At 60.2% G+C, this 20,725-nt stretch carries 24 protein-coding genes; 2 read left to right on the top strand and 22 right to left on the bottom strand.

The window, feature by feature from the left end:
• Position 1: 1 nt before the first annotated feature.
• From flgK to fliF, 9 genes are all read right to left on the bottom strand, one after another.
• Positions 2–1,474, bottom strand: a complete 1,473-nt coding sequence (gene flgK, locus HQ945_RS20675) for a flagellar hook-associated protein FlgK (protein WP_027233070.1) — start codon at positions 1,472–1,474, stop codon at positions 2–4.
• Between the two features lie 31 nt (positions 1,475–1,505).
• Positions 1,506–2,768: a flagellar hook protein FlgE gene (locus HQ945_RS20670; RefSeq protein WP_027233071.1), complete on the bottom strand. Its 1,263-nt coding sequence runs from the start codon at positions 2,766–2,768 to the stop codon at positions 1,506–1,508.
• Positions 2,769–2,893: 125 nt separating this feature from the next.
• On the bottom strand, positions 2,894–3,565 hold the full coding sequence (gene ftcR / locus HQ945_RS20665; protein ID WP_027233072.1) for a flagellar transcriptional regulator FtcR: 672 nt from the start codon (positions 3,563–3,565) through the stop codon (positions 2,894–2,896).
• 231 nt (positions 3,566–3,796) lie between these two features.
• On the bottom strand, positions 3,797–4,396 hold the full coding sequence (locus tag HQ945_RS20660) for a transglycosylase SLT domain-containing protein (protein WP_113282238.1): 600 nt from the start codon (positions 4,394–4,396) through the stop codon (positions 3,797–3,799).
• Positions 4,329–5,549: a flagellar hook-length control protein FliK gene (gene fliK / locus HQ945_RS20655; protein WP_113282239.1), complete on the bottom strand. Its 1,221-nt coding sequence runs from the start codon at positions 5,547–5,549 to the stop codon at positions 4,329–4,331. The genes HQ945_RS20660 and fliK overlap by 68 nt, the downstream gene beginning before the upstream one ends.
• On the bottom strand, positions 5,546–6,769 hold the full coding sequence (locus HQ945_RS20650) for a chemotaxis protein MotC (protein ID WP_228020285.1): 1,224 nt from the start codon (positions 6,767–6,769) through the stop codon (positions 5,546–5,548). Before HQ945_RS20650 ends, fliK begins: the two co-directional genes overlap by 4 nt.
• A complete protein-coding gene (locus HQ945_RS20645) occupies positions 6,766–8,007 on the bottom strand; it encodes a MotB family protein (RefSeq protein WP_113282240.1) in 1,242 nt (413 codons plus the stop codon). The genes HQ945_RS20650 and HQ945_RS20645 overlap by 4 nt, the downstream gene beginning before the upstream one ends.
• Positions 8,004–8,660: a hypothetical protein gene (locus HQ945_RS20640; RefSeq protein ID WP_113282241.1), complete on the bottom strand. Its 657-nt coding sequence runs from the start codon at positions 8,658–8,660 to the stop codon at positions 8,004–8,006. The genes HQ945_RS20645 and HQ945_RS20640 overlap by 4 nt, the downstream gene beginning before the upstream one ends.
• Before the next feature lies 1 nt (position 8,661).
• Positions 8,662–10,308 carry a flagellar basal-body MS-ring/collar protein FliF gene (gene fliF, locus HQ945_RS20635; protein ID WP_113282242.1) on the bottom strand — a complete coding sequence of 549 codons (1,647 nt, stop codon included), beginning with the start codon at positions 10,306–10,308 and terminating at the stop codon, positions 8,662–8,664.
• 169 nt (positions 10,309–10,477) lie between these two features.
• On the opposite strand from fliF, the gene HQ945_RS20630 reads away from it, so the two are divergent.
• Complete coding sequence (locus HQ945_RS20630) at positions 10,478–11,047, top strand: DJ-1/PfpI family protein (RefSeq protein WP_027233077.1); 570 nt, start codon at positions 10,478–10,480, stop codon at positions 11,045–11,047.
• A 42-nt stretch (positions 11,048–11,089) separates the two neighbouring features.
• Positions 11,090–11,440 carry a ribbon-helix-helix domain-containing protein gene (locus HQ945_RS20625; RefSeq protein WP_027233078.1) on the top strand — a complete coding sequence of 117 codons (351 nt, stop codon included), beginning with the start codon at positions 11,090–11,092 and terminating at the stop codon, positions 11,438–11,440.
• A gap of 71 nt (positions 11,441–11,511) precedes the next feature.
• Here HQ945_RS20625 and HQ945_RS20620 read toward each other — a convergent pair whose 3' ends face one another.
• The 13 genes from HQ945_RS20620 to fliI all read right to left on the bottom strand — a co-directional run bounded on the left by HQ945_RS20620 (position 11,512) and on the right by fliI (position 20,713).
• Positions 11,512–12,294 (bottom strand): flagellin N-terminal helical domain-containing protein, encoded by a 783-nt coding sequence (locus HQ945_RS20620; protein ID WP_027233079.1) that lies wholly within the window; start codon positions 12,292–12,294, stop codon positions 11,512–11,514.
• A 212-nt stretch (positions 12,295–12,506) separates the two neighbouring features.
• The gene (gene fliP / locus HQ945_RS20615; RefSeq protein WP_113282243.1) at positions 12,507–13,244 is read right to left on the bottom strand and encodes a flagellar type III secretion system pore protein FliP; all 738 of its coding nucleotides are present in this window, start codon (positions 13,242–13,244) and stop codon (positions 12,507–12,509) included.
• A complete protein-coding gene (locus tag HQ945_RS20610) occupies positions 13,241–13,729 on the bottom strand; it encodes a flagellar basal body-associated FliL family protein (protein ID WP_113282244.1) in 489 nt (162 codons plus the stop codon). The genes fliP and HQ945_RS20610 overlap by 4 nt, the downstream gene beginning before the upstream one ends.
• 12 nt (positions 13,730–13,741) lie before the next feature.
• Positions 13,742–14,455 carry a flagellar basal body L-ring protein FlgH gene (flgH, locus tag HQ945_RS20605; protein WP_027233082.1) on the bottom strand — a complete coding sequence of 238 codons (714 nt, stop codon included), beginning with the start codon at positions 14,453–14,455 and terminating at the stop codon, positions 13,742–13,744.
• Positions 14,452–14,979 carry a MotE family protein gene (locus HQ945_RS20600; protein WP_343051287.1) on the bottom strand — a complete coding sequence of 176 codons (528 nt, stop codon included), beginning with the start codon at positions 14,977–14,979 and terminating at the stop codon, positions 14,452–14,454. The genes flgH and HQ945_RS20600 overlap by 4 nt, the downstream gene beginning before the upstream one ends.
• Entirely contained in the window at positions 14,976–16,190 is a 1,215-nt protein-coding gene (locus tag HQ945_RS20595; RefSeq protein ID WP_113282245.1) for a flagellar basal body P-ring protein FlgI, read from the bottom strand. Before HQ945_RS20595 ends, HQ945_RS20600 begins: the two co-directional genes overlap by 4 nt.
• A complete protein-coding gene (flgA, locus tag HQ945_RS20590) occupies positions 16,190–16,672 on the bottom strand; it encodes a flagellar basal body P-ring formation chaperone FlgA (protein ID WP_174208455.1) in 483 nt (160 codons plus the stop codon). Before flgA ends, HQ945_RS20595 begins: the two co-directional genes overlap by 1 nt.
• Before the next feature lie 8 nt (positions 16,673–16,680).
• On the bottom strand, positions 16,681–17,472 hold the full coding sequence (gene flgG, locus HQ945_RS20585; RefSeq protein WP_027233085.1) for a flagellar basal-body rod protein FlgG: 792 nt from the start codon (positions 17,470–17,472) through the stop codon (positions 16,681–16,683).
• Positions 17,473–17,522: 50 nt separating this feature from the next.
• Positions 17,523–17,855, bottom strand: a complete 333-nt coding sequence (gene fliE / locus HQ945_RS20580; protein ID WP_027233086.1) for a flagellar hook-basal body complex protein FliE — start codon at positions 17,853–17,855, stop codon at positions 17,523–17,525.
• Positions 17,855–18,274, bottom strand: coding sequence for a flagellar basal body rod protein FlgC (gene flgC, locus HQ945_RS20575; RefSeq protein WP_174208454.1), 420 nt, complete (start codon positions 18,272–18,274; stop codon positions 17,855–17,857). Before flgC ends, fliE begins: the two co-directional genes overlap by 1 nt.
• Before the next feature lie 4 nt (positions 18,275–18,278).
• Positions 18,279–18,659, bottom strand: a complete 381-nt coding sequence (gene flgB / locus HQ945_RS20570; RefSeq protein WP_113282247.1) for a flagellar basal body rod protein FlgB — start codon at positions 18,657–18,659, stop codon at positions 18,279–18,281.
• Positions 18,660–18,767: 108 nt separating this feature from the next.
• The gene (locus HQ945_RS20565) at positions 18,768–19,343 is read right to left on the bottom strand and encodes a hypothetical protein (protein ID WP_246272752.1); all 576 of its coding nucleotides are present in this window, start codon (positions 19,341–19,343) and stop codon (positions 18,768–18,770) included.
• Entirely contained in the window at positions 19,340–20,713 is a 1,374-nt protein-coding gene (gene fliI, locus HQ945_RS20560; RefSeq protein WP_113282248.1) for a flagellar protein export ATPase FliI, read from the bottom strand. Before fliI ends, HQ945_RS20565 begins: the two co-directional genes overlap by 4 nt.
• Positions 20,714–20,725 lie beyond the last annotated feature (12 nt).

The raw sequence follows: 20,725 nt of genomic DNA, 5'->3' as shown, positions 1-20,725 counted from the left end.
TCTATGACGCCGCCTGAAGGAGTTCTTTCAACATGGAGTCGATCGTGGAGATGATCCGCGCCGACGCACTATAGGAATGCTCGAGATCCAGGAGCGACTGCATTTCGGTGTCGATGTTGACGCCGGTCGCATTGGAGATGGCATCGCTCGCCCTGGAAGCCAGAATGCCATTGTATTCGTTGGTCTGCGTTGCAGACTGCCGCTTTGCCTCAAGCGAACTTATGGAGGCAGAGGAGAAGTCGAGCAGGCTCTTGTTGTTGCCGCCGTTCGCCGTTGGATCGTAAATGCGCGGTGAGGTGATCGCACCGATCAAATTCTGGAGACGTACCGAAAACCCGGCGGAACCATCGGGGTTCTGGACGTAGTCCGGATTGGCCGGCACCGTACCGCCGTCGCGCAGAAGCGCGGGATTGCCGCCTTCGCTCAGGACATAGGCCGATGAAACCTTGATGGTGCCGGCGAGACCCGGAAGGATCGTGCCATCTGCTGGCATTGCCGGTGCGCCGGGATAGGTGAACAGGCCCGGCACTGTCGGCAGCGTCGGCGGCGTCTTCTGATCGGACTCGGCGAACATGCTGACGAGGCTGCGCGCAATCTCGTCGAGTTGCTTCTGATAATCGGGCGCGACCTGGTCGCGTAGCTGCAGCAATCCGGAAAGGCGTCCCGTGCCATAGGGCTGCTGGAACGTGTCGTGCGTCAGCGGCACGCCATCGATATAGACCTGGTTGCCCGAAGTGCCGGCGCTGAAGGCGCTGGTTGGCGTGAAGCTGACGGCGCGCGGCTTGCCTTCGAACAGTGAGACGCCGTTCTGGGCGAAGATCACCATATCGTTGTCGCCGCGAACGAGCGTCGTGATGCCGATTTCGCCGGAAATCTGCTTGAGCAGGCCGTCGCGTTCATCGAGCGCGTCCGACACGTCAGCGCCGGAACGCGTGCCGTTGATCACCTTGGTGTTTACCGTTTCGAACTTGGCAAGCAGCGTATTCAGGTTCTTGACGGAGTCCGCGATGTCGGTATCGGCGTCCTGCCGCAGTTTCTGGATTTCGTCGTTGCCCCGGTTCAGGGCATTGGCAAGGTCGGCGGCTTTCGTGACCGCGGCCTGTCCTACCGTCGTATCGCTTGGCTTGTTCGCATAGAGCTGCAGGGCATCGCGCAGATCGCCAAGCAGGGCACTTGGCGACCCCGATGCGTCATTGGCGGAATAAATACCGGAAAGGCGGTCGAGACCGCCTTGAAGCGTGTCTGAGGCGCCGAGCTGGCTGTTGCTCTCGATATACTTGGACAGGAGCGCATCATCGGCGGAACGGGTGACCGAGAGATATGTCAAGCCGCCTGGACCGCTGACCACCGAGCCGATGCGCCGGGTGAAATTGGGATCGTTGGCGCCGGCAATATTGCGCGACACCAAAGCAGTCTGCTTCGATACGGTCGTTATCGCACCTTGAGCGGTGTTGAGCGCCGAAGTTAGTGACATACCCTTTGTCCAATCGCCATGAGTTGTTCAACTACCTTTTTAGATTGACCAGCACGTCCATCAGGTCCGCACCCGTCTGGAAGACTTTGGAATTCGCCGTATAGTTGCGCTGGGCCTCGATCATGTCGGTCAGATCCTGCGCGATATCGGCCGTCGACTGTTCGAGCGCACCCGAATTCAGATTGCCGAAGCTTCCCGTGCCGGGGAATCCAACCTGGATGTCGCCGGAGTCAGCACTCGGCGAGAACACGTTGCCGGACATGACGAGCAGGTTGTCGGGACTTGGGACGTCGGCGAGCGCGATCTTGTAGATCGCCCGCTTGGCGCCGTTCTTGTAGATCGCCATAACGGTGCCATCAGCACCGATGTCGACATTGTCGATCGGGCTCGGAGAGTTGCCGTCAACCTTGACCTGGATAGGCGTATAATCGCCTGCAAGCTGTTTCGTCGCGGAGAAATCGATCTCGAGCGCCTGGCCATTTGGGACATTGATCGAGATGGACTGGTCGGTGGAGTTCAGCTTTCCGGTCACCGCGTCGAACGTATAGTTCTCGGTCGTCAGCGGCGTTGCCGGCGTATAGGGGAAGCCGCCCGAGGCCGCCGCATTGGCATGGTCATAGGCCGCGACTTCCCAGGCATTATCTGCGGTCTTGGTGAAATAGAGGTCGACGACCACGACATTGCCGAGATTATCGAATGTCTGGATCGACGTTTTCGCCGTGTACTTGGCCGAGGCGGTGGCGTTCGCCGGCGGACGGTCAGCTGCTGCCACGATGTCCGCGCCTGCCGGAAGATTGGCGGTGAAGATACCGGTCCGACTGGGATCCGCGATGAGGTCGTTCTGGGCAATGCTGATTTTTTCGAGACCCTGGTAGCCGTTGGCGACAGGATTTACGTTGCCGTTGGTGATTGGATAGCCCATCAGGTAATAGCCCGCCGTATTCACCAGGTTGCCTTGCGGGTCCGGGACGAATGAACCTGCACGCGTTAGGTACGGCGTGCCGCTCGAATTGCTGACGATGAGAAAACCCTTCCCCTGTAGGGCGAGGTCGGTCGAAGAGGTCGTGTAACGCAGGGACCCATCTTCGGAAATGTGGTGGCGGACCGTGGTTTCGATGCCACCCGAATTATACTCGCCGCCCGAGCTTGGCAGCACGAGCGAGGAAAACTCGGTGCTTGCCCGCTTGTAGCCGGTCGTACTGGAATTGGCGATGTTGTCCGATACGGCCGACAGGCGGTTGGCCTGGCCGTTCATGCCCGAAATGCCGGTTCGCATCATTCCATAGAGGCTCATATCCGTCTCCTTGCGTCACACCTTGCGTACAAGATCGTTATCCTGCGATTCTTGCGCGAAGCTGACGCCTTGTAGTCCTTTGGGATTAAGGGGTTCGGCGCTTCCGCCACTGGCGAATACAGCGCCTAGTCGAGATTGATGCTGTATCCGAGGAAGCGTTTCGAATCGATCGGGTCGTAGCCGAGCTGCTCGCGCAATTTCTTGCGCAATTTGCTGATATGGCTCTCGACCACGCTCTCTTCGACATCGCTGTCGAAAATGCCGTAGATGGCGCTGAATATCTGCGCCTTGTTGAGCCGGCGGCCACGGTTGGCGATCAGGTATTCAAGGATACGGCGCTCGCGTCGCGGCAAGGAGAAATCGATGCCATTGACCTGCGGATCGCGCCCGTCCGAAAAGACCCGGATTGGACCGATCTGCGTGCCGGCATCACCGTTGCCGTAACGGCGGCGGATCGCGTTGATGCGCGCCAGGATTTCCCGCACGTGCATCGGCTTGCGGACGACGTCGTCGACACCTGCCTGAAAAAGCTCCAGTGTATGCTCGAGAGACTGTGTCTCGTTGACGGCGATAACCGGTGCCGCACAGCGTTCACGAATTTTGTGTGGAAACTTGTTCCGATCGGCGCATTCCCCTAGCAGAAATGCTTCGACGGCCATAATGTCGTTCTCCTGAACAGTGGCGACCCAGTCGCCAAAATCGTCAGGAGCAAAGCCGGTTGTCGTAATGCCCTCGCGGGCGAACCACGCAGAATACCCACTCGTCACCAAACTTCGCTCGTCGACGACTACGATCACAACCCCACCTTTCGAATCAATAAGTTGCCCCAAGCAACACACAACTAGCGGTGGTGGTGACTCGTGGACAATTCCCAAGAAATAGACCCCAATTTATTGGGAAGGACTGGCCGCTTCGAGCGTACGATTTTTCCTTGACTGTGTCCTGTTTTCTGATTCGTTTTTGGGTCGGAACAAGCTTCGCAAGAATCCCTTGAAGGGAATTCACGTTTTCTTACCAAGTGTTACGGGTCATGGTTGATTCTTGCCGCAGAATTGGCGTGCTTTCGCGGTCCAGCTACCGAAACCAGTGGCCACCATGTTTTCGATAACGCGGCAGACATAATATTGCTGGGCGGGATCATTGTTGGGCCCGGCGTGATAGCGGGCGACCGCCATGGTCCAGCTTCCCTCGCGCGAACGGAGCCCCTTTAGAAACCGCGCTGCGTAGTCGACATTGGCCTTTGGATCGAGCATTGCGGCGACGGAGGGAAATGCGTCCGCATGATAATGCTGGTTGATCTGCATGCAGCCGAGGTCGATGAGTTTGGCGCCCTGCATCTGTGCTTGGGCGAATTTGGCCGCTGCGGCGGCGGCAGACGGCATGAAGTATGGCGTGCCGTCGATATTCATGGCGTAAGGCTGGAGCGACTCCTTATGCCCGGTCTCGGTGAGGCCGACGGCATAGAGAATGCCGAGCGGAATGCCATACTTCCCCGACGCCCGGTGCATTTCGCGCTCGCAGAGGTTTTCGGATGATGCGGGGTTCGCGATGGCAAGAAGGCTAGACAACCAGACCGCGTGAAACGTGGCTTTCAATACCAAGCTTACCTGCTTTTTCCTCGCGCTCATCTGCTCTCGTGTCTCCCGGATATTGCTGGCCAGTCGATCCGCCCTGCTTGGCACCTCCGGATGCCGCCTGTCCCTGCCCATAGGCCCGCGCATCCGCTTGTGCGTCCTGCCCGCCGGAATTGAGATGGCCACCCTGAGCATTCGAAGTCGGGCTCGACCGGTCGATTACGGCGATCGTAATCGACGAGGTGTCGTCGCCAACACCTGCCAGTTTCAGAGCCTTGCCGAGGGCCTCATGATCACGGGCGAGATGTTCGGCCGCCACATTGTTCTCGGCGTTCAGCTGAATGTGCATGCCTTCGGACGTCAGCCGCAGCCGTGCTGTCACAGTGCCGAGTTCTATGGGTTGAAGCTGGATCACGAGCGTCCGCGTGGCGCTGGTGCTGCGATCGGAAATGACCTGGACATCGCTGATACCGGGACGCCCGGCAACCGGCGCGGCAGCGGCCGGCGTTAACGGCGTTGCGGTCCTGAGATCAGATTGGCCTCCAGCGCTCGCGTTCGCCATCGCAGCGTTTGTCGATGGCGCAGGAGAAGGCTCCGCCAGGCGGGGAACGCTTCGTTCCGTCGAAGGCGGCTGCGCGTTCGTTTCGCTCGCTTGCGGACGCGCGGAAGGCGGTGTGGCCGCAGGCGTAGCCTCTCCGTTGCGGAGCTGCGCGGCCTCGGTCTTCATCGGCGATGCTACCGCGCTTGTCTCAGACGCTTTGTCAGGCAATGCGGTTTCGGAGGACGCGTCGCCGACGGGTTTCACCGGAGTCGTATCGTTAATCAGCGCTGCTGCGTCGTCGACGCTGCTGGCCGCAAAGTGCGGGTCGGCTGTAGCGAGGGAATGGTCTTGCGCCTGCTGCTGATTCTGGAGCAATTTTTCAAGAGCCAACATGGTCTGGCCGAACACCCCCTGCCCGGCGGCGGGGCCAGTCGCGTCGTCGTTTTTGGCTTCGGCGTCTTTGTCCGGCGTATCGAGCACGCCGTCCTTCACCTCGCTCTTCCCGCGATGAAGTTTCGGCGCCGTCGTCTTAACCATGGTCTCGAAGTCGAGAGCCGCCTTGCCGTCCGCCGGCAACATCAGATCGACGGGGGATTCGCCGTTGCTGCTGTCCTTGATGCGGGCTCCGATCAGCGATTTCAACGGCATGTCGGCTCCAATGGTCATTTACCTGTCCTTCCGAGGAGCGCGTCGATAGCGTCTAGCTTCTTTCGGGTCTCGAGTACGAGTGGATCTGGCTCATCCGTGGTCGGCGCTGCGCTGGCCGCCGTTGGCGCGCTGGACTGCACACTGGCCTGTACCGGCGCGCTGCGGGCTGCCGACTTTGGCGGTGCCGCCAATTCGGGAATCGGTTGCGCCAGGATCCGGCTCGACATGGCAAGCGCTGCGTCCAGAAGCTTGGCATCGCGTTCGTGCAGGCGGTCGCGCGGCAGCTTCGACAGCATGAACTTCGCATCGCCGGTCTTGTCGGAGCCGACATTGCTGACTGCAAGATAGAGCTTGGCCTGTGTATCGTCGGTCTTAAGTTCGGCCGCCAATTTATCGGCTCGCTCCGAAACAAAACGAGCGCGTGCAAGATCGCCTGCGACCAGTGCTCCCCGCGCTATCCGCAGGTAGAGGGGCAGCCGCGCGCGCGGCCAGGCCAGTGCTGCGATCTCTTCGATTTCGTCGTTGCTGACGCGATCTTTCAACTCCATCAACGCGTCGACGAGCTGGCGGAAGAAATCTTCCGAATAGGGCGAATAGGAAAAACGCTGCAGGTAGTTGCGGGCGAGAAGCCTGACCTTGTCCTTGTCGCCGAGGCGAGCGGCGATCGTCAGTCCGCGGCGCAGCGCCGCTTCCTCAAGGAGCGTGCCCGGCGCATTGAGCCGGATATAATCCAGACGCTTCAGCGCTGTTCCAGCATCGATGGCGGCAAGCTGGGTGGCGGTCACGAGATAGATCGAAGCGACGAGTTCGCTTGGAACATTTGGCGGAATTTCCTGGAAGTTCTCGACGAAGTGCAGCGTGTCGCCGTCAGCATAGGCCAGTGAGCCGGCGACCAGCTTGGGGTCGACCTGGTCAAGCTTCGCCGATGCCAGGATCGCGCGCACCACCTCCGGGTTACCGCCGTTCAAGAGGTAAACGAAGATCGCATAGGCATTTGCCGGCTTCTGCCAGACTTCGGGCTTTGCCGCCCGCAGCTGTTCGGCGATATGGCCGAGCACCCGATTGAGCATCGGCAAGGCTTCCGGCTTGCCGGACGCGACCTGATCCTGCAACATCCGCATGGAGCGCACGAGGAGATAGGGTTCGGGCGTCGGCAGATTGACCTGCGCGGCCGCGCCGGCAAGCGGCAAGCTGAAAAAGCCGAAGACCAGCCAATGGATCGCGCGCCCTGCCCTCATCTGGACCCCGTCTTCAGGAAGATGTCGATACGCCGGTTCTGGGCCGCATAGGGGTCGGACGCGATCTTCGGATCGCGGTCAGCGTAACCCTCGACGCGTAGAACGCGCTTGGCGTTGAGGCCCTTGCGGGTCAGCATGTAATAGGCCATCTGCGCCCGGGCGGATGAGAGCCGCCAGTTGTCGTAGGTATCGCTCTTGAATGGCCGGCTGTCCGTATGTCCGCTGATGACGACCTCGCCGTCGCGTTTGCCGATAATCTTGGCGATTTCGTCGATCACCTGGATGACGCGTTTGTCGGGCTTGGCCGATCCGATGGCGAACATGCCGTAATCGACCTTGTCGGTCAGCTGGATAAGCAAGCCGTCATTCCTGGCGACCACGGTGATGTCTGGCGCCTTGGCATCGCTGGCTGCACCGGTTTTCTTGGCGATTTCGGTGGCAAGCTCCCGCGCCGATTCAACCTGTGCGGCATCCGGTGCTTTTTCATCCTTTGAAGGAGCAGCCGGTGTTTCGGCGGTGATGGGAGGCTTGGCCTCCGGCTGATCGGGCGCCGATCTAGCCTCGCCCGCGGCGATGCGTTTCTCGAGCGCCGCCTGCTGGGCATCGGCATCGGCCTTGGCATTCGACGCCGATATCGCTTGCTCCTGTGAAGGCGGCGGGACGGCGGGGCTATCGGTCAGCGGAAAAATGTCGTCCTCGACATGGGTCGACCAGTAATTCGGATTGAACGGATCGCGGTAGGCATCGCCACCCTTGGCACCCGTCGAAGGGCCGGCCTGGCTGGAGCCGCCTTCGCCCTTGGCTGAGCGGTTCTGGAGAACGCCGGAGTCGGTGGCGATCTCGGCGAGAACCGCATAGGGGTCCTTGAAAATCTGCCGCTCCTCCCGTTCGGGGACGGGCTCGACCTGTTTTTCGTTGCGGGCGCTCTTGGTAATGGGATCGACGGATTCGGGCCGCTCGAAGCGAACCTTGCCCTCCTCGTTATCGATCTCCTCTATGCCCTTCGGCTGCGCCTGCCGGTCCATCAGCTTTACAGGATTGAAGTAGCTGGCAACGGCGGCCTTCGTCTCCTCATTGGCGGCATTGATCAGCCACATGACGAGGAAGAACGCCATCATCGCCGTCATGAAGTCGGCATAGGCGATCTTCCAGACGCCGCCATGGTGGCCTTCCTCACCGTCGCCGCGACCGCGCCGGACGATGACGATTTCGCGATGCGTTTCAGGGTCGATGTTCATCGGGTTTGGTCCTTCAACGCGTCGATCAGGTGGCCGAGGCGTGTTTCGATCACGACATCATCGAGTTTCATCGTTAGCTCGGATTGGTTTGCCTCGCGGAACGTAAATCGGATCGCATCGATCTCCGGTCGAGTTCGCAGCGCGTCAAGCAGGTAGCGAGGCCCGGTTACGTCGATAAGAATGCCTTCGAGCCCTTTTGTAAGGCGCTCGAGTTCACCGACAAAACCACTTATCGCCCGTTCACGCAGGCTCGCCTCGACGAGAGGAGTGAGCGCAGCTGCAAGGGAACCGGAAAGATCTGCAGCAATACCTGACAAGCCATCGGCAAGTTGCGCGGCAAGGCGCGCGCCCGTATCGGCAAGAAAGGCGGCATCCGCAGCGGCGAGTTGTTCCTGGAACTCGCGCTCCAGCCGGACTTTCTCGGCTTCGAAAAGTACCGCCGCTTCCGCCTGACCTGACTCCCGCCCCGCTGCGAAGGCTTCCTTCACCTTGAGTTCGTAGTCGATGATGTCGACGATTTCCTCGGCCGGCTCGATGACCTCGTCAAGCGTAGCTGCTCGCTCGCGAACGCTGGTGAAAACCGTCACGCGATCTGGCGGCACCCGTTTCGGGGTAAAATCGGTAAGAACGCTGGCGAGGGATCGTGCGCTCATCTCAGGCGGCCTCGTGGACCCATTGCTTCAGGATCGCCGCGACCCGTTCCTCGTCCATGTCGATCATCTGTTCGAGACGATTCTGGGCAGGAACGCGCATGCGGCGCCTGAGTTCGCTCAGATCGTCGTAGGGCATGCTTTGCTCGGAGCGAGCGGGCGCGACGGCAGGAAGATTTGCTGCCATTGCAACATTCGGGACAGCAAGCTCTGACACGCCGGCAATTTGCGGGACCTCCGCCGCCTTGCCCATTTCGCGCATCAAGGGCCGGACGCCAAGCCATAGAATGAGCGCAACGGCGGCGATGAGCGCAGCCGCGTTGACGAAGCTGCCGGCCTGGCGGAAGACCATTTCCGATATAGGCGTCGAGGTCGGCTGCAGTTGCTCGTCGGTCGTTTCCATGAAATTGACGGCGGTGACGTTGATGACGTCGCCGCGCTTCTGATCGAGGCCCGCCGCCGTCGCTACAAGCTCGGTGATCTTGGCGATCTGCTGGTCGACGAAATTGGCCGGCGGCGGCGTCGCACCAGCCGTTTGCAGAAGGCGCGCCTGATCGATGACGACGGCGATCGACAGCCGCTTGATCTGGTAGCTGTCGCTGGTGGTCGATACGGTTTTCGAGTTCAGCTCGTAATTCGTCAATTCCTCGCGCTTGTCGGTCTTCTCCGACGAACTGTCTCCGTTCTTGCTGGCGATCTGTTCTTGCGGGATGTTCTGTTCGACACCGGTCGCATTATCGCTGGTCGAGTTCTGCGAATCGCCGCTCTCACGGACGACCCGAACCGAGCGCTCAACCCGGGACTCCGGATCGAATACCGTCTCATTGGTCTGTCGCTTGTCTGTATCGAGCGCCACCTGAACGCTCGTCTGGAAGTGTCCGACGCCGAGATAGGGGGCAAGCGCCTTGCGAATGTTTTCATCGACGGAGGCGGAGACATTCTGTTCAAGGGTCGCCGACATGACCGCACCGGCGCTCGTTCCATCGTCCTTGGAAGCAAGGAGGCGGCCATTGGTATCAAGTATGGTCACTTCGGCGGCGGTCAGTTGCGGCACCGCGGCGGCCACAAGCTGGCGGATCGATTGGGCAGATTCGATCGCAAAGTCGCCCTCGGTACGGATGACGACCGAGGCGGATGGCGCCTGATCACCGCGGCGGAAACTTCCTTTCTCTGGAAGAACGATATGAACCCGCGCCGCCTTGATGCCGCGGATAGCCTGGATCGTGCGGGAAATCTCGCCTTCAAGCGCCCGTACGCGCGTAATTTCCTGCATGAACGACGTAAGACCCAGCGAGCCCATATTGTCGAAGAGTTCATAGCCGGCATTGTTGCTGGTGGGCAGACCCTTTTCCGCCAGGTACATGCGGGCCTGGTCGGCCTTGCCGAAGGGAACGAGAATCGAGGTGCCGTCGGATTTCACGTCGAAGGGGATGCCGGCTTCGCCGAGCGCCATGCCCATTCGGTTCACATCATCGCGGCTGAGGCCGACATAAAGCGTCTCGTACTGGGGACGATTGAGGTAGAAACTCGACACGAGAATTACGCTGAACAGCGTCACACCAACGATGCCAAGGGCAATGAGCCGCCGCGCCCCGAGCTTCTTCAGCGCTGCAAACAGCTGCTCGAATGTGTGCCTGATATTCTTTTCCATCGATTCCCACCACGATCCCGTAACGGAACCATAGAGGTCGAAGCTTGCGCGAAGTTAGAGCCGCGCGAGACCATGTACCGATGAAAATTCTCCCGTAGTATCCGGCTAGTACCGATAGGCGATCTGCATTTGCTAGGCTTTCCTTCGTTGAAACCTTGGGAGGAAAAACATGCCAAGCGCCAAGATCCTTATGATTACCGGTGACTATACAGAAGATTACGAGACGATGGTGCCGTTTCAGACACTGCTTGCCTGCGGCCACACTGTGCATGCGGTCTGTCCGGGGAAAAAGGCCGGCGACACGGTCGCAACGGCCATTCACGATTTCGAAGGCGACCAGACCTACTCCGAAAAACGCGGCCACAACTTCGCACTCAACGCAACGTTCGCCGAGATCCGTCCCGAGGATTACGATGCGCTTGTCATTCCCGGCGGACGGGCGCCGGAATATCTTCGGCTCGATCCGAACGTGATCAAGGCCGTCCGCCACTTCTTCGACGCCGACAAGCCGGTTGCCGCGATCTGCCATGGCGCCCAGCTTCTTGCCGCAGCAGGGGTAATCGAGGGGCGCAAATGCTCGGCCTATCCCGCATGCCGCCCCGAAGTCGAACTCGCCGGCGCAAAGTTTGCGGAGATCGCCATCAACGATGCCGTTACCGATGGCAAGCTCGTAACCGCCCCAGCTTGGCCGGCCCACCCTGCCTGGTTGCAGCAGTTCATGGCTGTGCTCAACGCGTAAGCGCTGCTAAGCTCAATGGGTGTTTGCGGGTTTGGAGGCAGCATGTGTGAATTGTTCATCAAGGCGGATGCGCGTCTATGGGAAAGCACGACGCGCTCGCTGCGAATCGACGGTATGGTCACCAGCGTGCGGCTCGAGAATTTCTTCTGGTCTAAACTGGAGGAAATCGCACGGCGTGACGGAATGAACGTCGTGCAACTCATTACGCGGCTGCATCATGAGTCGATTGACGCCGGTCATGATCTCGGCAACTTCACGTCGTTCCTTCGCGTCTGCTGCGCGCGCTATCTCGATCTGCAGCTGTCGGGGGATATACCGAGGGATCTGGCGCAGCCGATTGCGGGTCTCAATGCCCGAGCGATCCTTGGCCGTGAACGCGAAAAATATCACTGAGGTTAGCAAAACGAAAAAGCCCCGGATTTGAAGTCCGGGGCAAATTTCTTGTAACGATATTATTTATCCGATTAGCCGCGGAAGAGCGACAGGATGCTCTGGTTGCTCGAGTTTGCAATCGAGAGAGCCTGTACGCCGAGCTGCTGCTGAACCTGGAGAGCCGACAGACGAGCCGATTCCTTGTTCATGTCGGCATCGACGAGCTGGCCGACGCCGCGATCGATGGCGTCCATCAGGTTGTCAGTGAAAGCCTGCTGCGTGTCGATGCGGGTCTTGGCAGAACCCAAAGCGGCAGCTGCGTCCTTCATCGTGCCGATTGCAGTTTCAACAGCCGACGAGGTCGTTGCAGACGTCAAGGCAGCTTCGAGGTCGAAAGCGGCAACGGACATGGTGGTGACGCCGGTACCGGATGTATATCCCGTCACGATGCTCTGTGCGGTGCCACCGGTAGCAAGCAGATTGACGCCCTGGAAGGTTGCGCCCTTGGCCATTTCGACGATCTGAGCCTTGAACTGGGCAATGTCGGCGTCAATAACGGTGCCGTCGGTGCCCGGGGTTTCCTTGGCAACATACTTTGCCTGGATCTTCTGAGCGAGGTCGATGGCGCTGTTGAGGGACGTGTAAGCCGTGTCGACGATCGAGGCACCGAGACCGAGGCCGTCCTTGACTGCGGACAGAGCCGTGTTCTGGGTGCGCATGCCGGTCGCGATCGACCAATAGGCGGCATTGTCGGAAGCCTGGGCGACGCGCTGGCCCGTAGCGATACGGTCCTGCGTAGTAGCAAGGTTCTTGTTCGTTGTGTTAAGCGTCTGCAGCGCCGTCATTGCCGACGCATTGGTAAGAATGCTGGTCATGGAAGTAGGTCCCTGATGAGATACAAAAAAGGGGACATACCGGGTTTTCACCGGTGTGACGGAGCGGCCTGATGCCTATTGCCCTGAAGGCAACCCGCCATATTGTGATCAGTACGTCTAATGTATTACCGTTTTAATAACAAGGTCCTACGGATTTTATCTAATATGAAAATTCCGCCGGCGAATGGAATTTTCACCGGCTAACGGACGTTTCACGTATAGGAGCGGATCAGGCTCCCGACGAGGATGTTCCATCCGTCGATCAGCACGAAAAACAGGATCTTGAACGGCAGGGAAAGTACCGTTGGCGGCAGCATCATCATGCCCATCGACATGGTCAAAGTTGCGACGATGAGGTCGATGACAAGGAATGGCAAAACGATGAGAAAGCCAATTTCGAAGCCGCGACGCAATTCGGAAATCATGAATGCCGGGATGAGAATGCGCAAATCGACGACGCCGTCGGCCTTGGTGCGAAAGGATTCGTCGGCAAGGTCTTCGAACAGGCGGAGATCCTTATCGCGTACCTGCCGCAGCATGAATTCACGAAAAGGCGTCGTGATTTCATTCATCGCGACGTCCCGGGTGATCTGGTTGTTGACGAGCGGCTGGACACCATTCTGCCACGCGCGATCGAACACGGGAGCCATGACGTAAAAGGTCATGAACAGCGCGAGGCTGATCATCACCAGGTTTGCCGGTGTGGTCTGCAGACCAAGCCCCGCACGAAGCAGGGAAAATGCAATGGCAAAGCGGGTAAAGCTGGTCACCATGATCAGGAGGCCAGGCGCGATCGACAAGACCGTGAGCACCGCCAGCATCTGGATGATCTGGCCACTTGTCGAGGCGCTGCCGGGCGGCAGGAGCCCTTCGAGGATCGATGGCGTTTGGGCCATGGCGGTCCCGCCGAGTGCGAGGACCAGCAGAGGCGTCAGCAGACGTATTTTCATTCCATCACCAGCGCCCAGATATAGACTTTTTCGATCTTGCCCTCAGAGCGCATTTTCGCTCGCTCTTCGAGGTCCGTTCGCAGATATTCGAGCCCGGCCGGGCCACGAAGCTGCATAAGGTTGACCGTGCGCAGAAATGCCATGAAATCGCCGGTGATCGTCGCGGCAAGCTCGTCCGGAATTTTCTCGCCCGGCCGCGCCACAATGCCGGCTTCAAGCCGCAACCAGACATTCTGCGGAATTCTCACATTGGTGAGGATAGGCTTCAGTGGCACGACCGTTCCAAGCGGCATGTCCTCAGCTGCAGGCCTGCGATTGGTTTCGGTAGCCGTCTCCGCCGCCTCGTTTTTCGCGAGTCCAAGCTTGCCGCCAAGGAACCATCCGCCGCCGGCAGCTATGAGGGTCAGGATGACGACAACGCCGATCAGGGCTACCAATGATGGACCCTTTGGTGGTGGTGTGGTTTCTTCGGCGACGGCGCTCATCGGTTTCGACCTTTAGAATGGTGCAACGGTGTCAAGGACCTGCTGTCCCCATGGCGGCTGCTGCACTTCGCTTTGCCGTCCGCGGCCTCCGTAGGAGATGCGCGCCTCCGCAATCTTGTCATAGGAGATCGTATTGGAACCCGAGATGTCTCGCGGCCGCACGACGCCGGCGACGTTGAGGATACGCAACTCGTAGTTCACGCGGACTTCCTGCGATCCCTGGATCACCATATTGCCGTTCGGCAGGATGTTGGTGACGATCGCGGCGACGCGCAGGTCGATCTTTTCAGAACGCTCGATCTTGCCCTCGCCCTTCGATTTCGTATCCGAGTTCAGGTCGAGATTGCCGCTGATGTCGCCGCCCGAAATCCCGCTGCCGCTGATATCGGCCGTTGCGCCGTAGACTTGCGAGGAGGCGCGCGAACGATTCGACTTGTTGTCGAACTTCGCTTCCTCGTCGAGCCTGATGATGACCGTGAGCACGTCGCCGGGATTGGCCGCGCGCGGATCGCGGAAGAATCCCGCCTGGCGGTCTTGCCAGAGCGAATATTGCTGCGGCTTCGGCTGCGTCGGATAATAGGCGGGATCGGTGACGCTGAAAGTCTGGCCGACGCCTGCTCCCACCGGCGACATGGCTGGCGCCCGGTTGAGATCGCGGAAATTATTGGCGCAGCCGGCAAGGCCCATAAGGCTGGCGACCAAGATGAAGGAGGCCGCTTTTTTCATTGGGCGGTTCTTTCTTTTTGTGAAACGACGCGCGATCCGACAATGACACGCGCGAGCTTGGAGGCCTTATCGGGCGGCATCTCGTTGAGTATGACGCTCGATACGCGCGGATTGAGCTTGAGCAACAGCGCCGCTGCCGCTTCATCGCCGAGCAGCGCCATTTGCGCAGCGGCGGCATCTGGGCGCATCTTTGAAATGATGCCGACGAGCGAATCTTCGGCCTTGTCGACGAATTCATCGCGGCGCTTCAGCCAAACTTCATATTCCTGACGCTTGGCTTCGAGTTCCTGGATGCGGCTATCGACATCGGCGCGCAGTTGCTGAAGTTCGCGCGTTTGCATGGCGTAGCGCGCATCGGCGGCCTTGTCGTTGATGTTGGTACAATAGCGGTCGATCTCCTGCGTGGCATCCTCGTGCCCTGCATCCTGCGCGCCTGCCACCCCGGCAAAGCTCAATGCCGCGCCTAGAATCATCCCGAAGAGGGCTCGATAGGCTCTACCCGAAGCCGTCCAGGCGTAACTCATTGCACCACCAGTTCCGCATGCAGGGCGCCCGCCGTCTTGATACCCTGCAGGATGGCGATGATGCCCTGAGGCTTCACGCCGATCTGGTTCAACCCCTTGACGAGACTTTCGAGATCAGTTCCACCGAGAACGCCGATATTGGACGTTTGCGTTGCCTGGATATCGGTATTGGGCTCGACGGCGGTCACGCCATCGCTGAAGGGCTCAGGCTGGACGACCATCGGCGTTTCCGTAACGCGCACCGAAAGGCTGCCGTGGCTGATGGCGACACGCGAGATGCGCACCTTTTCGCCGATCACGACGGTGCCGGTGCGCTCGTCGACGACTACGCGTGCAACCTCGTCCGTCGGTACGGGGAGACCTTCGATTTCGGCGACGAAGCGGGTGGCCGAGATGTCTTTCGGCTTGCGCAGGCGGATCGATTTCGAATCCCGCTCCTTGGCGACCGACTGTTTGTAGCGGCGCTTGGCGAAGGCATTGATCGTGTCGGTGATGCGGACGGCGGTCGTAAAGTCTGCCTCACGCAGCTCAACCACCAATTCGTCCTGGCCGAAATTGCCGGTGACTTCCTTTTCAACAAGGGCGCCGTTTGGAATGCGGCTGCTGGTCGGAACGCCCTGTGTCAGGCTCGCCGCATCGCCCGATGCGGAAAAGCCGGAAACGACGAGATTGCCTTGCGCAACGGCATAGTTCTGCCCGTCCGCGGCGGCAAGGGCCGTCATGACCAGTGTGCCCCCGGCGAGCGAAGTGGCATCGCCGAGCGACGACACCGTGACGTCGATACGCGAACCGCGCCCGGCGAAGGGCGGGAGGTTTGCTGTGACGATGACGGCCGCGATATTCTTGACGCGCGAGGCTCCGGGAGGCGGACTGATGCCAAGGTTGTCGAGCATGGCGCGCATCGACTGTTCGGTGAACGGCGCATTGCGCAGGCTGTCGCCAGTACCATTGAGGCCGATGACAAGACCATAGCCGACAAGCTGGTTCTCGCGGACGCCCTGGATATTGGCGATGTCCTTGAGGCGTGCGATCGCACCGCCCTCGCCCAGCGGCGACGCGGCACTGCCCCAGCGCTCGGCTTCGTTCTCGGCGCGGCGCCAGGCAGCGTTGGCTTCGGCAGGGGTTTTATAGCCTTTTTCGTTGGACTCGCCGGCATTGGCCGCAATCGTCCCGGTAAGAATGAAGGCAAGGAAAAAGGCGAGAAACCGCATTATTGCATCCCGACCTGAATCGAGCCGTCGGCGAGGACCGTGCCGGTCACGATGATGCCGCTGTCGACATTGCGGACCTTGACGAAATCGCCCGCATGGCCCGGCTCCATCGCCACGCCCTTTGCGCTGATGACGAGGGACCCGGTGTTGTAGACCAGCGGGACTGCAACGCCGCGCTGGATAAGGTCGGGCTCGTTGACGGCGGTCACCAGGATAGGCTGCCCCGGCAGCAGCGTCCGTCGTGCAACCTTGCCGACGAGCTGATTGACGTGGAGCACGTAATTGCCGGCAGCGCTGGCCTTGATGGTGAAGATCTTTTCGGACAGACCCTCATTGCCGATGGTCTGTCCGGGATAGATGATCTGCGACGGCACGATGAACGCGATACGCTCGGCCATGGCGCCGGTGGCATGGACCATGGCCCATAGCGCGAGTGCGATGCCGCCTGCGATGTTTGCGAATGTGCGTCCTGCTGCCGTCATGATTATCCTCAGCCGCCAAGATTCTTCGAGACGACCGATGCCATTTCATCGGCGGCCTGAATAACCTTCGAATTCATCTCGTAGGCGCGCTGTGCGGTAATGAGATCCGTGATCTCCTTGACCGGATCGACATTCGAGCTCTCGAGATAACCCTGCTTGAGCGTACCGAAGCCGGGATCGCCCGGAACGCCAACCACGGCGTCGCCGGAAGCATCGGTCTGGCGGAAGAGATTGTCCCCGAGCGGTTCGAGGCCGGCTTCGTTGGCGAAATTGGCGATCTGCAGCTGGCCGAGGTTCACGAGCTGCGTCTGGTCGGCCATCTTGGCAAAGACCTGCCCGGTATCCGTGATCTTCACCTCGACCGCATCGGTCGGGACGACGATATTCGGTTCGACGAGGTTTCCGTCGAGTGTCACGAGCTGTCCCGTATCATTCGTGTTGAAGGCGCCGGCGCGGCTGTAGAGCGTTTCGCCGGCGGCGTTCTGGATTTGGAACCAGCCGCGCCCGACCATGGCGACGTCGAAGGGATTGCCGGTCTGATTGAGCGCGCCCTGGATATGCAGGTTGCGGACAGCGGATGTCTGCACGCCGAGGCCGACCATGGCGCCTTCCGGAACGACACTCTGGTTCGAGGCATTCGGCACGCCCGCGCTGCGTTCGGCTTGATAGAGCAGGTCCGAGAACTCTGCCTTGGCGCGTTTGTAACCGGTCGTGTTGATATTGGCGATGTTGTTGGCAATCACTTCCAGGTTCAGCTGTTGGGCATTCATGCCGGTCGCAGCGATCGTGAGCGCTTTCATGGAATTTCTAATGCCCTTCCGGCCATGTCGGCCAAGTTCCGTTGATGTGCCTAGATCGGCATGCGGCTGATTTCGAGATAGGCCTGGACGATCTTGTCGCGGATGGCGATCGCCGTCTGGAGCGACTGCTCGGCATCCATGACGGCGTTGACTACATCACGCGTCGGCACGTCGCCGGTCATGCTCTTCATTGACATCGCCTCGGCATTTTCGAGCTTGCCGCTGACCGATCCGGCGAGCTGCGAGAGAACGTTGTCGAAGGAAGGCCCGCCGGTGGTGGCTGCGGGCTGAACCTGAGACGCCCCGCCGGTTCCCTGGCTCACCGTCTCGGTTAGTTTCGAAAGAGCGTTGCGGGTGGAAACACTGAGAAGTTGATCGATCATCAGGAATTCCTCAAGAGGTCGACGGTCATGGCAATGAGTTCGCGTGCTTGCTTGACCACTTGGAGATTGGCTTCATAGGAACGGTTCGCCTCGCGCATGTCCGCCATTTCGACGACCATGCTGACGTTCGGATATTTGACGTAGCCGCGCGAATCTGCGGCCGGGTGGCTGGGATCGTACTCTTCGACCAACTCGGAGGTGTCCTTGCCGACCTCGGCAATACGTACGGTTTCGACGCCGGTGCTGCGATCGAGTTCGGTGGCGAACGATACGGTCTTGCGGCGGTAAGGGTCGCCGCCGGCTGTCTTGGCCGTCGACTGGGCATTGGCAAGGTTTTCCGAAACGATGCGCAGTCGCGTCGATTGGGCGTTGAGACCGGAAGCGGCAACTTTGAGGGCGGCCTGTAGCGGATCGGACATCGGCTTAGCTCTTTACCGAAGACAGCATCATTCGGTGAAACGCCTTCACGATGCTGGTGTTGAGCGCAAACTGTCGGTTGACCTCACCGGATTTCACCATCTCGCTTTCGAGGCTGACGGTGTTTTTCGAGTGGTTCTGCTCGGCAATCGCATCCTTGCGCATGGTGGTTGCTGCAATTCCGGACGCGTCGATTTCGAGGTGTTTCGGATTGGTCGCAGCCATCGTCAACTGCGTCTGCTGCAGCACGTCCTTGAACGGTTCGACGTCCCGCGCCTTGAAGCCGGGCGTGTTGGCGTTGGCAACGTTGCCGGCAACGGCCGCTTGCCGCACCGACAGCCATTCGGCCTGACGCGATGCCAGTTCGAACAGATGGATTCCCTGCATGTCTTCCTCGCACGTCAGAAGCGCTTAATCTTTGCTTAACCTACGCTGCCAAACTTGCGTGAGACTTGCGGCCCGAGCCAGCTTCGGAACTTCTGTCGTTGGCTCGAGTCAGTTGGTTCGGGTGATGACGTCGCCATCGGAGGTCTTGATCGAGAAGCTGCCCGGATCGGCGCCGCGCTCGATGGCGACAAGCGTGCTTCCATCCGGCAAAGGCGAGCCTTTTTCGACGAACCAGTAGCCGCTTTCGTCCTCGATCATCACCAGGCCGCCTACAACCTCGCGCAGCAGGAATACCGGTTTGCCGGGGAAAGGCTGCTTGCTCGCCTCCTCGATCTGCTTGAGCCTGTCACCGGTGAGTTCCGCCGTCGTGGCCGTGGTCATCGCATCCACGCCTTCGCCGGTTTGCGCCTGTGCCGAGCCGCGATTGCCGTGCGTTTCCCTTACAACCTTTTGATTGGTCCGATTGAGGGGGTCGCGCACCGTTATTCCAGAAGCAACCGGCTTTGGGCGCGCATCGAGAATGTCGTAATACATGACGAAGGGAAGCACGGCGCAGATCGTGGCGAGCACGATGCCGGCGCCCTTCAGGTAGCCGTCGAATCGCTTGTCACGGACGCGCACTGGCGGCGGGTCAATCGCGTCTGCCTTGCCTGACGCCGGACGCTTCGTGTCGCTGGGCTTCATGATGGCTCCTTTGGTCTCAGCGCGGCGGCGAGATCGCTATAGGGATCGATCGACAGTGGCGATGCCGGAGTCTGCTGCATGGCATTGTAAATGAGCGGAACCAGTGTGACGGCCTGATCGATATGCGGATCGTTGCCTGCCTGGTAGGCACCGATCATGCGCAGGTCGCGCGTTTCCTCGAACCGCGCGATCAGACCGCGCAGGCTGGCCGCAAGCTTTGCCTGTTCGGGTGTCCAGTTGTGCTGCGCGAGGCGCGAAATCGAACTCAGGATATCGACTGCGGGAAACCGGCCCTGCGCTGCAATGGCCCGGTCGAGCACGATATGCCCATCGAGCGTGCCGCGGATTGCATCGGCAACAGGATCATTATGGTCGTCGCCGTCAACAAGGACTGCATAGATGCCTGTGATCGTGCCTTCGCCATCGAGCCCCGGTCCGGCCCGCTCGAGCAGGCGCGGCAACTGGCTGAACACGCTCGGCGGATAACCGCGCGAAACCGGGGGTTCGCCGGCCGCAATCGCGATCTCGCGTGCGGCATGGGCGAAGCGGGTGATCGAATCGACGATAAGCAGAACATTGTCACCGCGATCGCGGAAATACTCGGCGATGGCCGTCGCGGTGTTTGGCGCAAGCCGCCGCATCATCGGGCTTTCGTCGCCCGTCGAGACAACCGCAATCGTCTTGTCGAGCTTGCCCGCCATCGTATCTTCGAGCATGTCGCGCACTTCGCGGCCACGTTCGCCGGTAAGGGCTAGGACGACTGTGTCGAAGTCGGCGGCCCGGGTCATCATGGCGAGCAATGTCGATTTGCCGACGCCGGAGCCGGCGAAGATACCCATGCGCTGCCCGAAGCACATCGGGACGAAGACGTCGACGACGTTGACCCCGCAGCGCAGTCCCTTTTCGACGCGGCCGCGCCCCATGGCCATCGGCGCTGCGCGATCGACAGGCACGGGTTCGATCCCCGCTCCGAGCAGCCCCTTGCCGTCAAGCGGTTCCCCAAGCGCGTTGATGACCCTGCCCTTCCAGCTTGCCGCTGGCGACAGGCGCAGTTGTCCCTCCGGAAACACCGGCGTTCCGAGCGAAGGCACGATGCGGTCATCGAATGGCTTGATCAGCACGCGCTTCTGTTCGAGGCGGACGACTTCCGCCGGGCGCAAACCTTCGGTGGTCCGGATCATCACCATGTCGCCCAGCTGCGTGCTGTCGGAAATGCCGCGCACGCCGATCGCCGAGCGGGAGACATCCTCGACGTAGCCGCCGGTCGCCACGGCGCGTTCGCCTGTCGCCTTTGAAATCAGGCGGGCCAGCGCGTCGAGATTGCCCTTTCGCTCAGCTATGGTCTGAAGTGCGTCTTCGAGTGCGTGCATGAGCTAGCTATC

It is taken from the genome of Phyllobacterium pellucidum (assembly GCF_013327855.1).
GTDB lineage: Bacteria > Pseudomonadota > Alphaproteobacteria > Rhizobiales > Rhizobiaceae > Phyllobacterium > Phyllobacterium pellucidum.
This window is presented reverse-complemented; position numbering and strand designations above follow the sequence as displayed.

Coding starts and splice junctions, on each gene's coding strand:
- flgK (WP_027233070.1), bottom strand. CDS start 1,474: ATGTCACTAACTTCGGCGCTCAACACCGCTCAAGGTGCGATAACGACC.
- HQ945_RS20645 (WP_113282240.1), bottom strand. CDS start 8,007: ATGAACATCGACCCTGAAACGCATCGCGAAATCGTCATCGTCCGGCGC.
- fliI (WP_113282248.1), bottom strand. CDS start 20,713: ATGCACGCACTCGAAGACGCACTTCAGACCATAGCTGAGCGAAAGGGC.
- HQ945_RS20625 (WP_027233078.1), top strand. CDS start 11,090: ATGTGTGAATTGTTCATCAAGGCGGATGCGCGTCTATGGGAAAGCACG.
- HQ945_RS20565 (WP_246272752.1), bottom strand. CDS start 19,343: ATGAAGCCCAGCGACACGAAGCGTCCGGCGTCAGGCAAGGCAGACGCG.
- HQ945_RS20660 (WP_113282238.1), bottom strand. CDS start 4,396: ATGAGCGCGAGGAAAAAGCAGGTAAGCTTGGTATTGAAAGCCACGTTT.
- flgB (WP_113282247.1), bottom strand. CDS start 18,659: ATGCAGGGAATCCATCTGTTCGAACTGGCATCGCGTCAGGCCGAATGG.
- flgC (WP_174208454.1), bottom strand. CDS start 18,274: ATGTCCGATCCGCTACAGGCCGCCCTCAAAGTTGCCGCTTCCGGTCTC.
- HQ945_RS20640 (WP_113282241.1), bottom strand. CDS start 8,660: ATGAGCGCACGATCCCTCGCCAGCGTTCTTACCGATTTTACCCCGAAA.
- HQ945_RS20600 (WP_343051287.1), bottom strand. CDS start 14,979: ATGAGTTACGCCTGGACGGCTTCGGGTAGAGCCTATCGAGCCCTCTTC.
- flgH (WP_027233082.1), bottom strand. CDS start 14,455: ATGAAAAAAGCGGCCTCCTTCATCTTGGTCGCCAGCCTTATGGGCCTT.
- HQ945_RS20650 (WP_228020285.1), bottom strand. CDS start 6,769: ATGAGGGCAGGGCGCGCGATCCATTGGCTGGTCTTCGGCTTTTTCAGC.
- flgA (WP_174208455.1), bottom strand. CDS start 16,672: ATGACGGCAGCAGGACGCACATTCGCAAACATCGCAGGCGGCATCGCA.
- HQ945_RS20595 (WP_113282245.1), bottom strand. CDS start 16,190: ATGCGGTTTCTCGCCTTTTTCCTTGCCTTCATTCTTACCGGGACGATT.
- HQ945_RS20630 (WP_027233077.1), top strand. CDS start 10,478: ATGCCAAGCGCCAAGATCCTTATGATTACCGGTGACTATACAGAAGAT.
- fliF (WP_113282242.1), bottom strand. CDS start 10,308: ATGGAAAAGAATATCAGGCACACATTCGAGCAGCTGTTTGCAGCGCTG.
- fliP (WP_113282243.1), bottom strand. CDS start 13,244: ATGAAAATACGTCTGCTGACGCCTCTGCTGGTCCTCGCACTCGGCGGG.
- HQ945_RS20620 (WP_027233079.1), bottom strand. CDS start 12,294: ATGACCAGCATTCTTACCAATGCGTCGGCAATGACGGCGCTGCAGACG.
- flgG (WP_027233085.1), bottom strand. CDS start 17,472: ATGAAAGCGCTCACGATCGCTGCGACCGGCATGAATGCCCAACAGCTG.
- fliK (WP_113282239.1), bottom strand. CDS start 5,549: ATGACCATTGGAGCCGACATGCCGTTGAAATCGCTGATCGGAGCCCGC.
- HQ945_RS20610 (WP_113282244.1), bottom strand. CDS start 13,729: ATGAGCGCCGTCGCCGAAGAAACCACACCACCACCAAAGGGTCCATCA.
- fliE (WP_027233086.1), bottom strand. CDS start 17,855: ATGATCGATCAACTTCTCAGTGTTTCCACCCGCAACGCTCTTTCGAAA.
- HQ945_RS20670 (WP_027233071.1), bottom strand. CDS start 2,768: ATGAGCCTCTATGGAATGATGCGAACCGGCATTTCGGGCATGAACGGC.